The 12,348-nt window shown below is 59.1% G+C and carries 23 protein-coding genes; all 23 read right to left on the bottom strand.

The features are described from left to right. Position 1: 1 nt before the first annotated feature. On the bottom strand, positions 2-208 hold the full coding sequence (locus IOD40_RS05150) for a hypothetical protein (protein WP_198474982.1): 207 nt from the start codon (positions 206-208) through the stop codon (positions 2-4). Continuing rightward, positions 205-630, bottom strand: coding sequence for a beta-sandwich lipoprotein (locus IOD40_RS05155; protein WP_198474984.1), 426 nt, complete (start codon positions 628-630; stop codon positions 205-207). Before IOD40_RS05155 ends, IOD40_RS05150 begins: the two co-directional genes overlap by 4 nt. A gap of 27 nt (positions 631-657) precedes the next feature. Next, positions 658-1,497 carry an HAD family hydrolase gene (locus IOD40_RS05160; RefSeq protein ID WP_198474986.1) on the bottom strand — a complete coding sequence of 280 codons (840 nt, stop codon included), beginning with the start codon at positions 1,495-1,497 and terminating at the stop codon, positions 658-660. Positions 1,498-1,502: 5 nt separating this feature from the next. Next, complete coding sequence (locus tag IOD40_RS05165; RefSeq protein WP_198474988.1) at positions 1,503-1,718, bottom strand: hypothetical protein; 216 nt, start codon at positions 1,716-1,718, stop codon at positions 1,503-1,505. Next, on the bottom strand, positions 1,715-2,071 hold the full coding sequence (locus IOD40_RS05170) for a beta barrel domain-containing protein (RefSeq protein ID WP_198474990.1): 357 nt from the start codon (positions 2,069-2,071) through the stop codon (positions 1,715-1,717). The genes IOD40_RS05165 and IOD40_RS05170 overlap by 4 nt, the downstream gene beginning before the upstream one ends. After that, on the bottom strand, positions 2,068-2,424 hold the full coding sequence (locus IOD40_RS05175; protein ID WP_198474992.1) for a hypothetical protein: 357 nt from the start codon (positions 2,422-2,424) through the stop codon (positions 2,068-2,070). The genes IOD40_RS05170 and IOD40_RS05175 overlap by 4 nt, the downstream gene beginning before the upstream one ends. Continuing rightward, positions 2,424-2,618 carry a hypothetical protein gene (locus IOD40_RS05180; protein WP_198474994.1) on the bottom strand — a complete coding sequence of 65 codons (195 nt, stop codon included), beginning with the start codon at positions 2,616-2,618 and terminating at the stop codon, positions 2,424-2,426. The genes IOD40_RS05175 and IOD40_RS05180 overlap by 1 nt, the downstream gene beginning before the upstream one ends. Next, a complete protein-coding gene (locus tag IOD40_RS05185; protein ID WP_198474996.1) occupies positions 2,615-3,196 on the bottom strand; it encodes an HNH endonuclease in 582 nt (193 codons plus the stop codon). The genes IOD40_RS05180 and IOD40_RS05185 overlap by 4 nt, the downstream gene beginning before the upstream one ends. A gap of 188 nt (positions 3,197-3,384) precedes the next feature. Then, a complete protein-coding gene (gene dut, locus IOD40_RS05190; protein ID WP_198474998.1) occupies positions 3,385-3,831 on the bottom strand; it encodes a dUTP diphosphatase in 447 nt (148 codons plus the stop codon). 111 nt (positions 3,832-3,942) lie between these two features. Beyond that, complete coding sequence (locus IOD40_RS05195; RefSeq protein WP_198475000.1) at positions 3,943-4,179, bottom strand: glutaredoxin domain-containing protein; 237 nt, start codon at positions 4,177-4,179, stop codon at positions 3,943-3,945. 6 nt (positions 4,180-4,185) lie between these two features. Continuing rightward, positions 4,186-6,198 (bottom strand): ribonucleoside-triphosphate reductase, adenosylcobalamin-dependent, encoded by a 2,013-nt coding sequence (nrdJ, locus tag IOD40_RS05200; RefSeq protein ID WP_198475002.1) that lies wholly within the window; start codon positions 6,196-6,198, stop codon positions 4,186-4,188. Positions 6,199-6,297: 99 nt separating this feature from the next. After that, positions 6,298-6,651: a hypothetical protein gene (locus IOD40_RS05205; protein ID WP_198475004.1), complete on the bottom strand. Its 354-nt coding sequence runs from the start codon at positions 6,649-6,651 to the stop codon at positions 6,298-6,300. After that, positions 6,648-6,884, bottom strand: coding sequence for a hypothetical protein (locus IOD40_RS05210; RefSeq protein WP_198475006.1), 237 nt, complete (start codon positions 6,882-6,884; stop codon positions 6,648-6,650). Before IOD40_RS05210 ends, IOD40_RS05205 begins: the two co-directional genes overlap by 4 nt. Continuing rightward, positions 6,881-7,060, bottom strand: coding sequence for a hypothetical protein (locus IOD40_RS05215; RefSeq protein WP_198475008.1), 180 nt, complete (start codon positions 7,058-7,060; stop codon positions 6,881-6,883). The genes IOD40_RS05210 and IOD40_RS05215 overlap by 4 nt, the downstream gene beginning before the upstream one ends. Further along, on the bottom strand, positions 7,057-7,428 hold the full coding sequence (locus tag IOD40_RS05220; protein WP_198475009.1) for a Clp protease/crotonase-like domain-containing protein: 372 nt from the start codon (positions 7,426-7,428) through the stop codon (positions 7,057-7,059). The genes IOD40_RS05215 and IOD40_RS05220 overlap by 4 nt, the downstream gene beginning before the upstream one ends. After that, positions 7,428-7,712 carry a hypothetical protein gene (locus tag IOD40_RS05225; protein WP_198475011.1) on the bottom strand — a complete coding sequence of 95 codons (285 nt, stop codon included), beginning with the start codon at positions 7,710-7,712 and terminating at the stop codon, positions 7,428-7,430. The genes IOD40_RS05220 and IOD40_RS05225 overlap by 1 nt, the downstream gene beginning before the upstream one ends. Then, positions 7,709-7,942: an acyl carrier protein gene (gene acpP / locus IOD40_RS05230; protein WP_198475013.1), complete on the bottom strand. Its 234-nt coding sequence runs from the start codon at positions 7,940-7,942 to the stop codon at positions 7,709-7,711. Before acpP ends, IOD40_RS05225 begins: the two co-directional genes overlap by 4 nt. 55 nt (positions 7,943-7,997) lie before the next feature. Beyond that, complete coding sequence (locus IOD40_RS05235) at positions 7,998-8,429, bottom strand: hypothetical protein (RefSeq protein ID WP_198475015.1); 432 nt, start codon at positions 8,427-8,429, stop codon at positions 7,998-8,000. Beyond that, positions 8,429-8,665, bottom strand: a complete 237-nt coding sequence (locus IOD40_RS05240; protein ID WP_198475017.1) for a hypothetical protein — start codon at positions 8,663-8,665, stop codon at positions 8,429-8,431. The genes IOD40_RS05235 and IOD40_RS05240 overlap by 1 nt, the downstream gene beginning before the upstream one ends. A gap of 60 nt (positions 8,666-8,725) precedes the next feature. After that, a complete protein-coding gene (locus tag IOD40_RS05245) occupies positions 8,726-9,175 on the bottom strand; it encodes a hypothetical protein (RefSeq protein ID WP_198475019.1) in 450 nt (149 codons plus the stop codon). Positions 9,176-9,465: 290 nt separating this feature from the next. Then, positions 9,466-10,002, bottom strand: a complete 537-nt coding sequence (locus IOD40_RS05250) for an HNH endonuclease (protein ID WP_198475021.1) — start codon at positions 10,000-10,002, stop codon at positions 9,466-9,468. A 750-nt stretch (positions 10,003-10,752) separates the two neighbouring features. After that, positions 10,753-11,898, bottom strand: coding sequence for a helicase HerA-like domain-containing protein (locus IOD40_RS05255; RefSeq protein ID WP_198475023.1), 1,146 nt, complete (start codon positions 11,896-11,898; stop codon positions 10,753-10,755). Further along, the gene (locus IOD40_RS05260; RefSeq protein ID WP_198475025.1) at positions 11,895-12,131 is read right to left on the bottom strand and encodes a hypothetical protein; all 237 of its coding nucleotides are present in this window, start codon (positions 12,129-12,131) and stop codon (positions 11,895-11,897) included. Before IOD40_RS05260 ends, IOD40_RS05255 begins: the two co-directional genes overlap by 4 nt. Between the last annotated feature and the right edge of the window lie 217 nt (positions 12,132-12,348).

A 12,348-nucleotide genomic window follows, 5' to 3' on the forward strand; every position in this document is an offset into this window, starting at 1 on the left:
TTCAATTTTCATAGATCAGGTTGCGTTTGGGGCGCGGGCTGAACTCCGGCGCGGTGGTCTCGATCAGCGTGTGGCACACGGCGTCGTGGATGATGTATTCCAGCGTGTCGCCGCACTTCTTCGCGTCAGGGAACTGGCCGATTTCCAGAGGCCGCGCGCTGTCCGCTGAGGCGAAGATCGACATGATGGTGACGAGGACGGGGATCACTGCATCGCCTCACTGGTGTTGGTGGTCAGTTCGCCAGCGTCACCCCGGAAGTCGATGTCAGGCAGGATCGACTGCGGCTTGAAGGTCACGCGGTAGTGGTAGGCGCTGACCGTGGCGGCATCCATCTGCTCGACGAAGGCACTGGTGTTGTCCGAGAGAACCAGCGTGTGCCGCTTGTATTCCTTCGGGCCCACCTTGCAGATCACGTTGAAGGCCGTGCCGCTGCTGTTCAGGTCCATCGAGCACAGGCCCTCGACCGTGAGCATGTAGCTGTCGGTGATGCCGTTGTAGAAGACCACACGCCGGTTGATCTCAAAGTTGTCTGCCGCCTTCGACAGGTTGGCAGTGGCGATCTTCGCATCATCTTCGGTGCAGGCGGTCAGGGTCAGCAGCGCGGCGGCTGCGAGAAGCAGTTTCTTCATCAGGGTGATCCTTCAACAAAAGGTTGATTAGTAGGAGCCGGTGCAGACGGGGCAGTTGGACACTTCCTCGCGCTCTTCGTAGCGGGTGACGGGCATAAAGCCGTTTGGATGCGTGTCGAGATCAACAATCTCGTTCTTCGTCACCGGCACTTGCACGACCTCGACGCGAAGGGCGCAGCCGCAACGCTGGCATTTGTGATCGCTCATGATTCTCTCCTCGGTTGCTTCATCAATATTTGGTTGAATAGAAGGGATGAAGTCAAGACGGATTGCGTCCAGATCGTCGATCCAGATCACGCCTGTCGCAGTATCGCCAGCTTCGTGTAGCCGGTTGTGCGACCGGCGCAGGCAATAGGACCTGATGCCATTGATCCACCCTGCTTGCGCGTGCTCAAAGTTGTCTTCGACGAAGACCACATCGCCCGGATCGCGGTTGCGCGTGAACTCGTAGAGATAGGTGAACTTGGAGCCGCCGAGCGGGAGCATGGTGATCTGGTTGAATACCTCGCTCAGCGCATCTTCAACGCCCAGCGGGAACTCATTCAGTAGATTCTGCACTCGCGCCCGCTGGACCGCACGATTGTCGCCACAGGCGGTAAGCACGCTGATCGTGTGGCCCGCATTGCGCAGGCCCCAGATAAGCTCCCGCGCGCCGGGACGGGCTTTCAACTGGCCGAAGCGTTCGCTTGCGTTGAACTCGCGGACCCACATGGCGGCTTCCATCTGCGAGCAGTGCAGCCATTCGGCAAGGCACCATGACTTCGGGCCCGCGCGGTCGATCTTGGTGCCATCGGGGTCGAGCCAGTTGAGGAAACCGGCCTCCCAATCGAGCAGCACGTCATCGCAGTCGAAGATGAAATGGGTCATGGTATTCACTTCTTTGGGGGCGGCGGCAGGCGCTTGGCCGAGGTGGTGAACTCCTTCGTGCAGGTCGGGCACGGGATGCTCAGATAGTCGCCGTCCCGCTGATCGGGGACGTACCGGGCGTCAGCGCGCAGGAAGGTGAACTGGCAGTCGCAGTTGCGGCAGGTGGCCGTGTAAGCCCGCTCTTCCGGTAGCGTGCCGGGGCGGATGATCTGGACAGTCATTTTGGCAGCACCTCTGCATGGATCGCCTTGATGCGATCAAGGGTCAAATGGTCGGGCGGCTGGTAACCTATGCGACCGCGCAGGTCGGCCCAGAGCTTGTTGCGCTCAAGGGTTTCCTCATACTCAGCCATTGAGGGATAGACGCGCCCCGGCGAGCCGTATTGCCCGCCGTCGATCCGCATTGTGTCAGCGTCAAAGCGGTTCTCGGCCCAGCCCGCCGAGTGCCTGAAGGTAATCCACCGGCGACCGATCTTTGTGATGGTCCCGTTACGCACGTCCGCTTCACGCCGCTCGGTGAGAACGATAATGACCTCCATGCCGACCTGCCAGCCGTTTGGGTGTGGTCCGCTCATACCTGATCCTCCGGTCGGATCAGAACTTTGTCGGTACTTGCACCTGACGGGGCGTTACTCGGGGTGCCGTCCTTCTTGATCTTCGCCAGATGGTATTTGGGGTCCGTGCCGTAGTGCGGTTTCTCCCAGCCCATCACAAAATATGGTCCGCTCGTGTTAAAGGCGAGGCGAGCATGTGCGATGCGCACCCGCGTGACCCCGACCACGCCGCCCATGTCAGCGAAGGTTCTCATGAGGAGTTCACCTTTGGCCGCGATCACCCGATCTTTGGCTTCGCGGAGGTCCCGCTCAGCGGCGGTGTGGCGGCTTTTGGCCTGCTCAAGCTGGCGTTCCAATTCTTTGATATTGTGCATCAGTAATACTTCTCTCTGAGACGCTTGTGTTCAGCGCAGTGCTGGGCCGCGCCGGTTGCTTGGCACATGATGCGCTCGTGGTTCATCAGCGCTTTGGTCGCGGCGCTGGGCCCCTTGCTGGTGTGCTGGTAGGCGAGGAAGGCACCAATCGCAGCCAGCAGTGCGAGGATCATCCAACCTTGTTCTTTGGTCATTTTACAAACTCACTTAGATTGAGCGCTCGAATGATGATCTGCGCCATTGGATTGTCGAACGGATCGTGCCAGCGGTAGCCCATCAGGACACTTTCCAAATTGCTCTCTGAGTAACCACCCATTTCACGCAATTCCCGACCTTGATCGACCACGTTCTGTTTCAGCAGGAACTCAGCGCGAGGCGGATCGTCCGACCACCGTGAAAGGGTCATCAGATCGACGTTGCCACGCATAAACGCTATCAGCGGCGCAACTCCGAATTGCTTGTGCAACCATTTGTGGTCCCACTCGGTAAACAGAGCCAGATTTTCAGCATCATTATTCAGAGCGTCGCAGTCGCGATGATGTACGTGGGTTGCCTTTGGGAGCGACGTGATTCCCAATTCTATGAATGCGACCGCATGGTGCATCTTGATGCTTTTGCGGAAACCGAGGTCGATACCCGACGCCCCCGGAACATAGATGCGGTATCCGTCTGTATCGGTGTTCCGCCCACGGTAATTGGGATTCCCTACGCCAGCGAAATACACCGAGCGCATCGCGCTTGAGCAGGCATAACTGCATGTCTCGGTGCGCACCTTGATCGACTGAGATACCTTCCGGTGGAAGAGTGAGCCGCAATTCTTGCACCGGACCAGACGTTTGGGGCGAGGGTGTTTATCGGCGCACGCGCGTGAACAGAACTTCGCTGTCTTTGCTCGACCGTTAATGACCGAGAACTCTGCTGCGCACTGAGCACAATGCAGTTTGACTCGACCCGGCCTGCTCATTTCAAACCCGTACTACCGAAGCCACCACGACCGTTGGACTCGATTTCAAATGCTTCCTCGACAAGCATTTGCACGCAGGCTGCGATCACAATCTGAGCAATTCGATCTCCATTCTGCACAGTGAATGGTTCATCACCTTGGTTCACAAGGATAACGCCCAGTTCCTGCTTGTAGTCGTTGTCGATTGTGCCGGGGCTGTTGAGAACCGTGATGCCGTGCTTCAGCGCGAGCCCCGAACGGGGGCGCACTTGGATTTCGTATCCACTGGGGATGTCCATAGCCAAGCCAGTTTTGATCAACTTGCGGCTCTTGGGTGCGATAACCAGAGATTGCTCCCCGTGAAGACAGGCGCGAATGTCAGCACCAGCGGCACCACTGGTTTCATATGCCGGAAGCTGTGCTGAGGGATGCAGGCGCTTCACTTTGACGGTGGGTTGGGTCATGTCAGGGCGATTCCTTTTGCTTATCTCTAATCAACATTATGTTGAATGAGAAAGGGCGGCAAGATGATTCCTGCCGCCCAGTCAATAAAAAGTTGATTACGTCGCCGTGCCTCAGAAGAGCATGTGCGTCTTGCTCAGGCGCGCGTGAAGCTCGGTGTAGCCGCCGACATAGTTGGGCCCGTAGAAAATCTGCGGGACCGTTTCATAGCCGCGCTCCTTGGCCTCGGCCATGGTGATCACCTCCTCGTCGTAGGCGAGCTTGCACTCGTTGAGGAGGTTCTTCGCCGCCACGCAATACCGGCAGTCTGCGGTGCCGATGACGAGATAGCTAAGTGGTTGCTTTTGCATGATAAATCACCTAACCGGACATGCGCCGGTCGCGCAATCGCCCATGTCCAGCAGGTCAATGCTGTTGTCGGTCGAGAGGTCGAGCGGGAGCAAGGTGGCCGCGTATTCGTCGTACATGCGCTTGGACACCGTTTCTTGGGGGAGATATGAAAACCCGAGGTCGGCGGCGGTCTTGGTCGGATCGTTGCGCTTGAGGAAGCTCACGCCCACATAGTCGTCCCAGTTCGCCATGAACCAGTCGGCCATATCGTCGATCTCATCCTCGTCGAACGAGACGGTGATCGAGCAGTTGTGGTCCACATAGTAGCGCATCAGGTTCGCATAGCGATCCAGTTGGCTAACCGCCGTTTCCGCGTTGATCTCGACGTATTCCTCTTGGCCGTCGATCACCATGGTCGTCTTGGTGAACAGCGGTGAGGCCGGGTATTCCACCGGGATCGTCACGAGCATCGAGGCCGGGTCGAACGGGTGCGGCTGCACACGGTAGTTGGCAGCACGCAGAGCATCGAGCAGCGGCTCACCGACCGACACACCGATGTTGTTGAAGACCCAGCGGGACAGCGCGAGGTGCGCGCCTTCATGGACTTCATCACCCTCAAGGCCGAGGTGCTTCGACGAGGTGCCACCCGGCTGGACCTGAGTGACGCGGCGCGGGCGCGGCGTGCCAAGCTCATCAGCCATCGAGTTCGCGCCGTTGATCGCAGCATCGCGGACCTGCTCAAGCATGACGCGGCTGTCCATGCCTTCCCACGAGACATAGCCCAGCGGGGCCACGCCGCAGAGGCGCAGGAGGTGCTGGTTGTTGTCCCATGCGAGTTGCAGCACGCCGTCCTTCATGTCCACGCAGGTCTGGCGGTAGTTCGCGCGACCGGCGATGTACTGGGCCCGCAGCAGACCCTTCAGGTTGCCGTTGAAGCGGTGCCAGACGACCTGCACGAGGTTGCAGAAGCCCTTGGACGGCAGCAGAATCTCGGCGCAGGGATTGGAGCCCTCGAAGTCAGGCGCGCGGCGCTTGGCCTCTGCCCCGTTGATGAAACCCGGCTCGCCGCCTTCGAGGATGGTGGTGAGCAAATCGACGATGCGCGAGCGCTCGGGCTTCTGCCAGAACACAAGGCTGTTGTTCGACTGCTCACGGTGCTCATTGCCATTCTCGTAACGACCGATCTTGGCAGTAACAAAAGCATCCTCGTTCGGGGCCCCGACATCATGCAGCCAGATTTGGGCCGACCGGCGCGACGACAGAACGGTGCCGAGGTGGTTCACGATGTCACCGATCTCGATGGCGTTCAGAATGCGCCCGCCTGCCGCGATCATCAGTTTCGCAATTCGGGTGTACGCCTTTTCCAGCGGCTTCCAGCCCGACGAGAGCCAGCCGTAGCCCTTCAGGCGCTTGCCAGCGGGGCGAAGCTGCGAGAGGTCGATGACGATCTTGTGCGCCGGGTATTTGCCCGCCATCAGCTTGCCGAGCGACTTGGCCCACGACTTCGCGCTGTCGCCCACGGTGATGGTCCAGACGCCATCCTCGAAGGTCTCGCTGGTGTGTTCCTGACCACCCTTCTCAGTCCTGACCGAGGGGATGATTTCAATCTCTTGGACAGCGGGGTTGAAACCTTCCAGCAGGCCGGGGACCGGCTTGAATCCGACGCCGCAGCCTTGCAGCAGGAGCCAGAACACGTCCACCAGATCAGCGGGGTTCTCGACCTTGGTGAACGAGCAGTTGAATGCTGCCGACGAGCGCTCTTTCACGAGGTCCGTGCCGCCCATCCACTTCACGCGGCCCGACATGGTGACGAGGCTGCGATCCATCAGGTCGCGCAGTTCGGCCAGTTCGGCTTCCTCGGTGACGCTCAGTGTGCGCTTCAACTGGTTTTCCCAGAGCCAGCGTTGGTGGGAAATGACGCGATCCTTCATGTCGGAAGGCGTCTCGAAGACCGTGCCGTCTTCATTCAGTGGTCGCAGATATGTGCGGCGCTCGACAATGCGTGCGCGCGGCGACATGTGGGTGTTGGAAAGCCCCATGGCGTGTCCCTCATGTGGTGAATTGGAGATTAGGATAGCGCCAATGTAGCGGGTACTCCCGGTTGACGCTACCACATTTAGTTGAATAGGACCGCAGGCTTAGAGCAGGTCGTCATCTTCGTCGAGCGGGGCGTCGAGTGCTTCAGCCTCTTCGTCGAGGTCCAGATCATCTTCCGGCCCATGGATTGCATCCTGCGCAGCATCGAAGTCATCGTTCGGCTCGCCGGTCTTTTCGCTGATCCCCACAAAGCCATCGACCGTCAGCAGGTTGGTCTCAGGGTCATAGCTCAGGCCAGTCTCGGCGGTGCGCTCGTCGTTGAATGCCTTACCAAGCTCTTCGAGGAGCGGGGTCTTCTGGAAGGCGATGGTCATCGGCACGCCGTTGCCGAGGTCAACCACCATGGTCGGGTTGCCGGGTTTGCGGAGCAGGCCGCGAAGGGTCATCAGGTTCATTTCGTTGTTCCTTCATTGGGGTTGTCGATCAGGGTAAGGATTTTGCGCCGAACTTCTGCCGGGTGTTCCCATGCCTGAACTAGTTCCGCAGCCTCTTTCAGCGCATCGGAGCGGGCTGCTGACCACCCCGCGAGGAAAGCGGACTTCGCAGTGGCATTTAGCCAAAGATGTCCGTTCGCCCCTTTTTGCAGGTGCTGCTGATAGAAAATCTCGTATGCCTCATCGGCGCTCATTGGATCACAAACTCATGGGCCGGGAAGATCGTGCGCAGGCGTGCCGCCAGACGCTCAAGATCAGCCGGGGTTTCGGCGTCGGTCTGCTCGTGGTACTCAGCCCAGTTCGGGTTGTCCGAGTTGGGGCAGCGCTGCATGATCTTGCGCTTGCGGGGGCGGAAGGATGTAACGCTCATGCTTGCCCCCACTCGCTGTTGATCAGCGCCATCGGTGCCCGTTCGATCAGGGTCGCGCTCTCCCGAAGGAAGGCTGCGTGCCCGTTGATCGTGCGATAGGTCGGCACCTCGATCCGATAGAGGTCATAGCCAATGCTGTGGAGCCGCTTTAGGTCGCTGAGGCTGAACCAGTTGCTCATGTCAGCGAGGTTGTCACAGGCGCTGAACCAGTTGCCTTCCGTCAGGAATTGAGGATCAAAGTCCATGGGGACATCGTGGCACAGGGCGTCACCGAACTGCCGGATGAAGCCATTGTAACGGGCATAGCGGTCATACCAGAGGCCCTGCATGGTGTGCGGATTCTCGACGCGATAGAGGGTCCGAGTCATCACCGCTTCCCCCGGCGCTGCGCAGCCGCCGCGCGGCGGGCTTTGCGGTTGCCCTCGGGATGGACGGGGTTGAGCGCGGCAGCGGTGCGCCGGTTGGCCGTCTCGTTGATCTCGCGGATCATCGCGTTGATCTCGATCTGTTTGGCCTGCGCATCCTCAACGCCATCGAAGTCGATGCCAACGGCTGCACCCATGATCTGATGCTCGACAAGGCGGGCGACGATGGTGCTGACCGGCAGCTTGCCGTCGATCACGATGGTGCGGATTTGGCTTTCCGGGTTCATGCGAGCAGCCTTTCCACGAGATCAACCGCATCCCCGAAGGTCTTCACGGTGGCCCATTGGTCGTCACTGATCTCGATGCCGAACTCTTCTTCGGTCGCCATCACCAGTTCGACCATATCGAGGCTGTCGGCCCCGAGGTCTTTGAGAAAGCGGTTCTCACGGGCAGGTTCGCATTGCGGGTCGAGAAGATTGACGACCACCTTGCGCAGACGCTCTTCGGTGTTGTTCATGGCAGGGTTCCTTTTAGGTGTTATAGTCAACATTCGGTTGAACAGGCAAGCGCGATCAGACTGACTGCGCCGAGGATTTCAATGCGAGGATACCGGGGATTTCATCCTCGATCTTCTTCGCTGGAAGCTCGTTACCGGAGCTACGCCAGTCATCGACAGCCATTTGGAGTGCCGCAGCAGCCTCGTCCAGTGCCGCATCACGCGCACCGGCCACCTGAGCCTTCAGCGCCATGATCTCGGCATCCCGCTTGTCGAGGGCGCGCTTGAGACCTTCGATCTCCTGCTGGTGGCCGCGCTGGATTTGCAGGAGGGATTTGACACGCTTCTCGACTTCGGCTGTGCCAAGGGAGGCTCGATTGTAGCGGGCAGAGAGCGTTTCGATCTCATCCGCTGCCTCGCTCATAATCTGACAGGCGATGCTGTTACCGGGGCCAACCGGCCATTCGGTGCGCAGCTTACGCACCAGAGCGACTTGCGCATCAGTCATCACAGCATCACCCACAGGAAGAGGCCGATGGCACCGGCCAGTGCTGCGAAGATCGTCCATGCGCGCACGCCGGGGCTGACCTGAATGGTCTCATGGTACTCAATGCCGGTGTCGAGCAGGTGGCGGGGCGCTTCCTTCAGGTCGGGGATGCGGCGATCACGCAGACCGGCGCGGAGGAGCGCTGAATCTGCCATCTGATCTACACTGGGGCGCGGGGGAATTTCATTGTTGGACATGGTTGGTTTCCTGACCGGGCCAGAAATTTCAAATTCCTGACCGCGTGAAAAATTTCAATCTCAGCAGGCGGCGGCGCAGTGGTTCGGCGGGTAGACCGCCTCGTGCGCGTCGGCCAGATCGGTGAGTTGCTTGGCGAGGGCGCGCAGCGCCTTGGGCGTGTAGGTTGCAGGCACAGTACGCAGCACCACAGAGTCAGCCTTGACTTCGGTGATGACGAAATGGCCGTAGTTGCCGCGTTTGATCTCACGCTCAATGCGCTCGACGATGAACGGATTGGTGGGCTGCTCGGGCGGCGCGCAGGGCTGCTTGGCAACATCATCGTCGTGCCACTGGTCGATCAGTTCCATGAGTTCGACGACATGTTGGGGTGATGTGATTTCATCGAGGTTATTGAGCTTTCGATTAAGCAACCAGTCGCCCAGATCTCTGAGATGACGGTAACCTGTGAGGTCTTTTCTGCGGACGTAAGGTCGAACAGCATCAACCAGTTTCTGTTTCCAGTCTTCCATGATTCGTCTCCAACTCAGGGTGTCCCTAAGTGTTAATCAACATTCGGTTGACTGACAATGACAAACTGGAACAGGACTTGAATATAGTTTCGGGTTGTTGTCAGATGATCTTGTGCTCGCACAACCGAAAGGCGGTGATCCTGCATCTGGGTAAGCCCTCTGGTCTTCGTGACGGAGGGCTTATTCTGTGGCGGGGCTGGCGAATACTCTCGCGCAGGGGACTGGACAGCTTGCCGAAGCACCGGGGAACTGGACAGCTTGCCGAAGCACCGGGGAACTGGACAGCTTTTTCAAGCGGCCAATCGGAGGATGGTCTCCCAAAGACTGACCGGCTCAGAAATTTCAATCTCGGCGGGACTGACCGCTCCGAAAATTTCAATATCCGGGCCCCATCCACAGTAGACCAACGGGAGCGGCGCATCGCGTTCAATGCACCAGATCACATACTCGTCGTGGGTGAGTGCGAGCTTCTGGGTGTTGTGGGGTCCGCAGAGCCACTGGACGTTGCGAAGTTCGTGTGTGCCATCCCGAGAGATAGGGATGATGTGATCGAGGTGGAGGTTGTCGGTCGTGCCGCAATACGCGCACCCATGTTTGCGCTGCGCAGCGAGAAGTCGCTTCTCATCCGCACTGATAGGCTTCTTTGCGCTTTTACGGGCGAGGTGTTTACGCTCGCGCCGAGCACCATCGTAAAATACGGCGAGGTCAGACCGTCTTGCGCGAGCCTCTGCTTTCCTTAGCGTGTAACGTTCAGGGTCAGCGGCCTTGTATCGCATTTTACGTTTGTGTCGCTCCACCGGATCAAGAGGCGGTCGTTTCTTAGCCATTTCCGAAACATGCTCGCGGTTCCGGTTATACCAGTCTTTCTGCATCTGCTTATGACGTTCACGGTTTTTAACTCGCCACTCGTTCCGCATTCTAGCGTGGCATGAGTAACAGTATTTGATGGAAACCAAGCGGTCTGTTGATCCACAGATATTACACGGTTTACCTAAGTATCGCTTGTGGCCTGCAATGAGAGCATCATCGTAAGGTAGTGTTGCGGGAGGAGATTTTCTTGCCATGTCTCACCTGAAAACTGGACAACTATTTGAAGTAATAGAAATCCGGCTGAAGAACTCAAGTAAACAAACCGTTGGCTCGATGACTATTTGAAGTAAGCTCGATCTGTACAATTTTGGAAAGTCAAGTAACGGATCGAGGGTGCTCCCGGCCAGTGGTGTGCCGACCACCTGCCCCGGCCTGATCAGCAGCATGATTCATAGACGACCGGGCGGGTCGTGATAGCGCTAACATGGCCCCCGCCACCCGCGCCGCCCCGGCTGGCCCCTGAGGGCAAGAGCGCGCCCCGGCTGGCCCCTGAGGCAAGAGCGCGCCCCCGGCTGGCCCCTGAGGGCATGAGCGCGCCCCGGCTGGCCCCTTAGGGCAAGAGCGCGCCCCCGGCTGGCCTTAGATCACGCGACTAGCGCCGCCCCGGCTGGCCTTAGATCACGCGACTAGCGCCGCGCGACGTAAACGCAAAAAGCCCCGCGCTAGGCGGGGCGGATAGGTCGCAAGAGGGGAAGCGGCGGCGGGGCTTAACCCGCGCCTAGCCAATAGCCAAGGGCAAGCAATGCCGCGCCCGCAATGCCTAGAAAGGCATAGCCCGCCGAGTCCATGTTATCGGCAATCTGAGGGGCGGCGGACGGCGGCGGGGCGCGCTTATGGGCGCGCATGGCTTGCCGGATCACTGGCGGCGGGCTGGCGGGCTTGGCGGGTTGCTCAGGCGGCGGGGCGCGCATGGCCTCAGGCAACGCGGGGCGGATCATGCGGGGCGCGGTTGCGTTGCCGCTCGAGTCCAGCGTCGAGAAAAGGCAATTCCCAACGCCATGGGCGCGGGCGTGCTCAATACGAGTCGCGCATTGCGCCCGGATCACGGCGGGCAAGTCATCGGGCGATTGACTGGCAAAAACAAGCGCGACTCCCTTTGACCGGATCAGGCGCGCGGTTGCCTCAATAGACCTGAGCAAGGCGGGGCTGGCCTCATGGAAAAGGCAATGTGACTCGTCAATAACAAGCGCTAGGCGGGGCTTGTCTAAATCGCCCGTTTCAGGAAAGCGCGTTGCCAGCTCTCGCAATAGCCAAAGCATGAAAGCCCCGTAAAGGCGGGGGCTATGGTAAAGCGCGCTTGCGTCAATAATTGAGACAAGCCCCGAGTCCATGGCGGCGGCAATGTCAAAAGCGGGCGCGCCGAAAATCCCGGCTTGCCCGCCCTTTTCGATCCTGAGCAAAGCCCGCTGAATCGTGCCAATGCTGGCCCTTGTCACATAGCCAATATGCGCGACCATATCGGGCGCGGCGGAAAGGCTTGCTAACAGGTCGCGCAAGTCGCCTAGCGTATCAAGCGGCGCGGCGGTCTCTTCCGCATAGCTGAAAGCAATTTCAAGCGCGCCCGCTTGCGCCTCAGTCAATTCTAAGGCGCGGCTGATCAGGTCAGCCCCCATGGCCCATAGGGGAACACAAAGCCCCGCGCCGGGGGCTAGAACTTGCGCGGGGCATGAGTTGCCAAGGGGCGGTAAATCCCCTTTGACATCGGGCGCGATAACGGGAGTCCCGGCTTGGCTCAATGCCTCAATAAGGCGCATGATTGACACAGTTTTTCCCGTGCCGGTTGGGCCGGTAACAAGCGCGTGCCGATTCATGTAATGGGCAGGGATTCCCGCCGTGGCGTTTAGCTTAATCATGCAAGCAATTCCCGCGCCATGCGCTTTGCATCTGCAAACTTTGCGGTTTCCGTGATCCGTTGCCCATAGTGGCGAGTCGCAATGTCAACTTGCCAAGTTCCGCGCCGAGTCTTGCTGATATATCCCGCGATATATTGGTTTCCGGGCGCAAGGTGACGCCATACAGCATAGGTCGCGCCGCCATTTTCGCGGGGCAGATTGTGCGAAGAAAAGCGCGTTTTCGGATAAGCCATTGTCCGACTCCTATTATCTGAGATTAGGAAGGGCGCGCCCGGAAACGCGCCTAACCAAATTTCAGACCGCGCCCGCGATTAGGTTATGCGCGCCGTTTAACAGTTGCTCAGGGGCGGGCTTGCCTTCAGCCCTGAAAGCCTCAATGCGGGCTTGTATGGCGTTATATGCGGCGGCAAGTTGTGGCGTTACGGTTGCGCCATTCCAAAGTTTTTCGCC

The sequence above is a fragment of the Aquamicrobium zhengzhouense genome (assembly GCF_016124105.1).
Lineage (GTDB): Bacteria > Pseudomonadota > Alphaproteobacteria > Rhizobiales > Rhizobiaceae > Aerobium > Aerobium zhengzhouense.

Bases quoted from the DNA above. Each gene is read 5' to 3' on its own strand.
- IOD40_RS05215 (WP_198475008.1), bottom strand. From the start codon at position 7,060: ATGAGCGTTACATCCTTCCGCCCCCGCAAGCGCAAGATCATGCAGCGC.
- IOD40_RS05260 (WP_198475025.1), bottom strand. From the start codon at position 12,131: ATGGCTTATCCGAAAACGCGCTTTTCTTCGCACAATCTGCCCCGCGAA.
- IOD40_RS05160 (WP_198474986.1), bottom strand. From the start codon at position 1,497: ATGACCCATTTCATCTTCGACTGCGATGACGTGCTGCTCGATTGGGAG.
- IOD40_RS05170 (WP_198474990.1), bottom strand. From the start codon at position 2,071: ATGAGCGGACCACACCCAAACGGCTGGCAGGTCGGCATGGAGGTCATT.
- IOD40_RS05240 (WP_198475017.1), bottom strand. From the start codon at position 8,665: ATGTCCAACAATGAAATTCCCCCGCGCCCCAGTGTAGATCAGATGGCA.
- IOD40_RS05155 (WP_198474984.1), bottom strand. From the start codon at position 630: ATGAAGAAACTGCTTCTCGCAGCCGCCGCGCTGCTGACCCTGACCGCC.
- IOD40_RS05245 (WP_198475019.1), bottom strand. From the start codon at position 9,175: ATGGAAGACTGGAAACAGAAACTGGTTGATGCTGTTCGACCTTACGTC.
- IOD40_RS05205 (WP_198475004.1), bottom strand. From the start codon at position 6,651: ATGAACCTGATGACCCTTCGCGGCCTGCTCCGCAAACCCGGCAACCCG.
- dut (WP_198474998.1), bottom strand. From the start codon at position 3,831: ATGACCCAACCCACCGTCAAAGTGAAGCGCCTGCATCCCTCAGCACAG.
- IOD40_RS05225 (WP_198475011.1), bottom strand. From the start codon at position 7,712: ATGAACCCGGAAAGCCAAATCCGCACCATCGTGATCGACGGCAAGCTG.
- acpP (WP_198475013.1), bottom strand. From the start codon at position 7,942: ATGAACAACACCGAAGAGCGTCTGCGCAAGGTGGTCGTCAATCTTCTC.
- IOD40_RS05210 (WP_198475006.1), bottom strand. From the start codon at position 6,884: ATGAGCGCCGATGAGGCATACGAGATTTTCTATCAGCAGCACCTGCAA.
- IOD40_RS05220 (WP_198475009.1), bottom strand. From the start codon at position 7,428: ATGACTCGGACCCTCTATCGCGTCGAGAATCCGCACACCATGCAGGGC.
- IOD40_RS05165 (WP_198474988.1), bottom strand. From the start codon at position 1,718: ATGACTGTCCAGATCATCCGCCCCGGCACGCTACCGGAAGAGCGGGCT.
- IOD40_RS05195 (WP_198475000.1), bottom strand. From the start codon at position 4,179: ATGCAAAAGCAACCACTTAGCTATCTCGTCATCGGCACCGCAGACTGC.
- IOD40_RS05235 (WP_198475015.1), bottom strand. From the start codon at position 8,429: ATGACTGATGCGCAAGTCGCTCTGGTGCGTAAGCTGCGCACCGAATGG.
- IOD40_RS05180 (WP_198474994.1), bottom strand. From the start codon at position 2,618: ATGACCAAAGAACAAGGTTGGATGATCCTCGCACTGCTGGCTGCGATT.
- IOD40_RS05175 (WP_198474992.1), bottom strand. From the start codon at position 2,424: ATGCACAATATCAAAGAATTGGAACGCCAGCTTGAGCAGGCCAAAAGC.
- IOD40_RS05255 (WP_198475023.1), bottom strand. From the start codon at position 11,898: ATGATTAAGCTAAACGCCACGGCGGGAATCCCTGCCCATTACATGAAT.
- IOD40_RS05250 (WP_198475021.1), bottom strand. From the start codon at position 10,002: ATGGCTAAGAAACGACCGCCTCTTGATCCGGTGGAGCGACACAAACGT.
- nrdJ (WP_198475002.1), bottom strand. From the start codon at position 6,198: ATGGGGCTTTCCAACACCCACATGTCGCCGCGCGCACGCATTGTCGAG.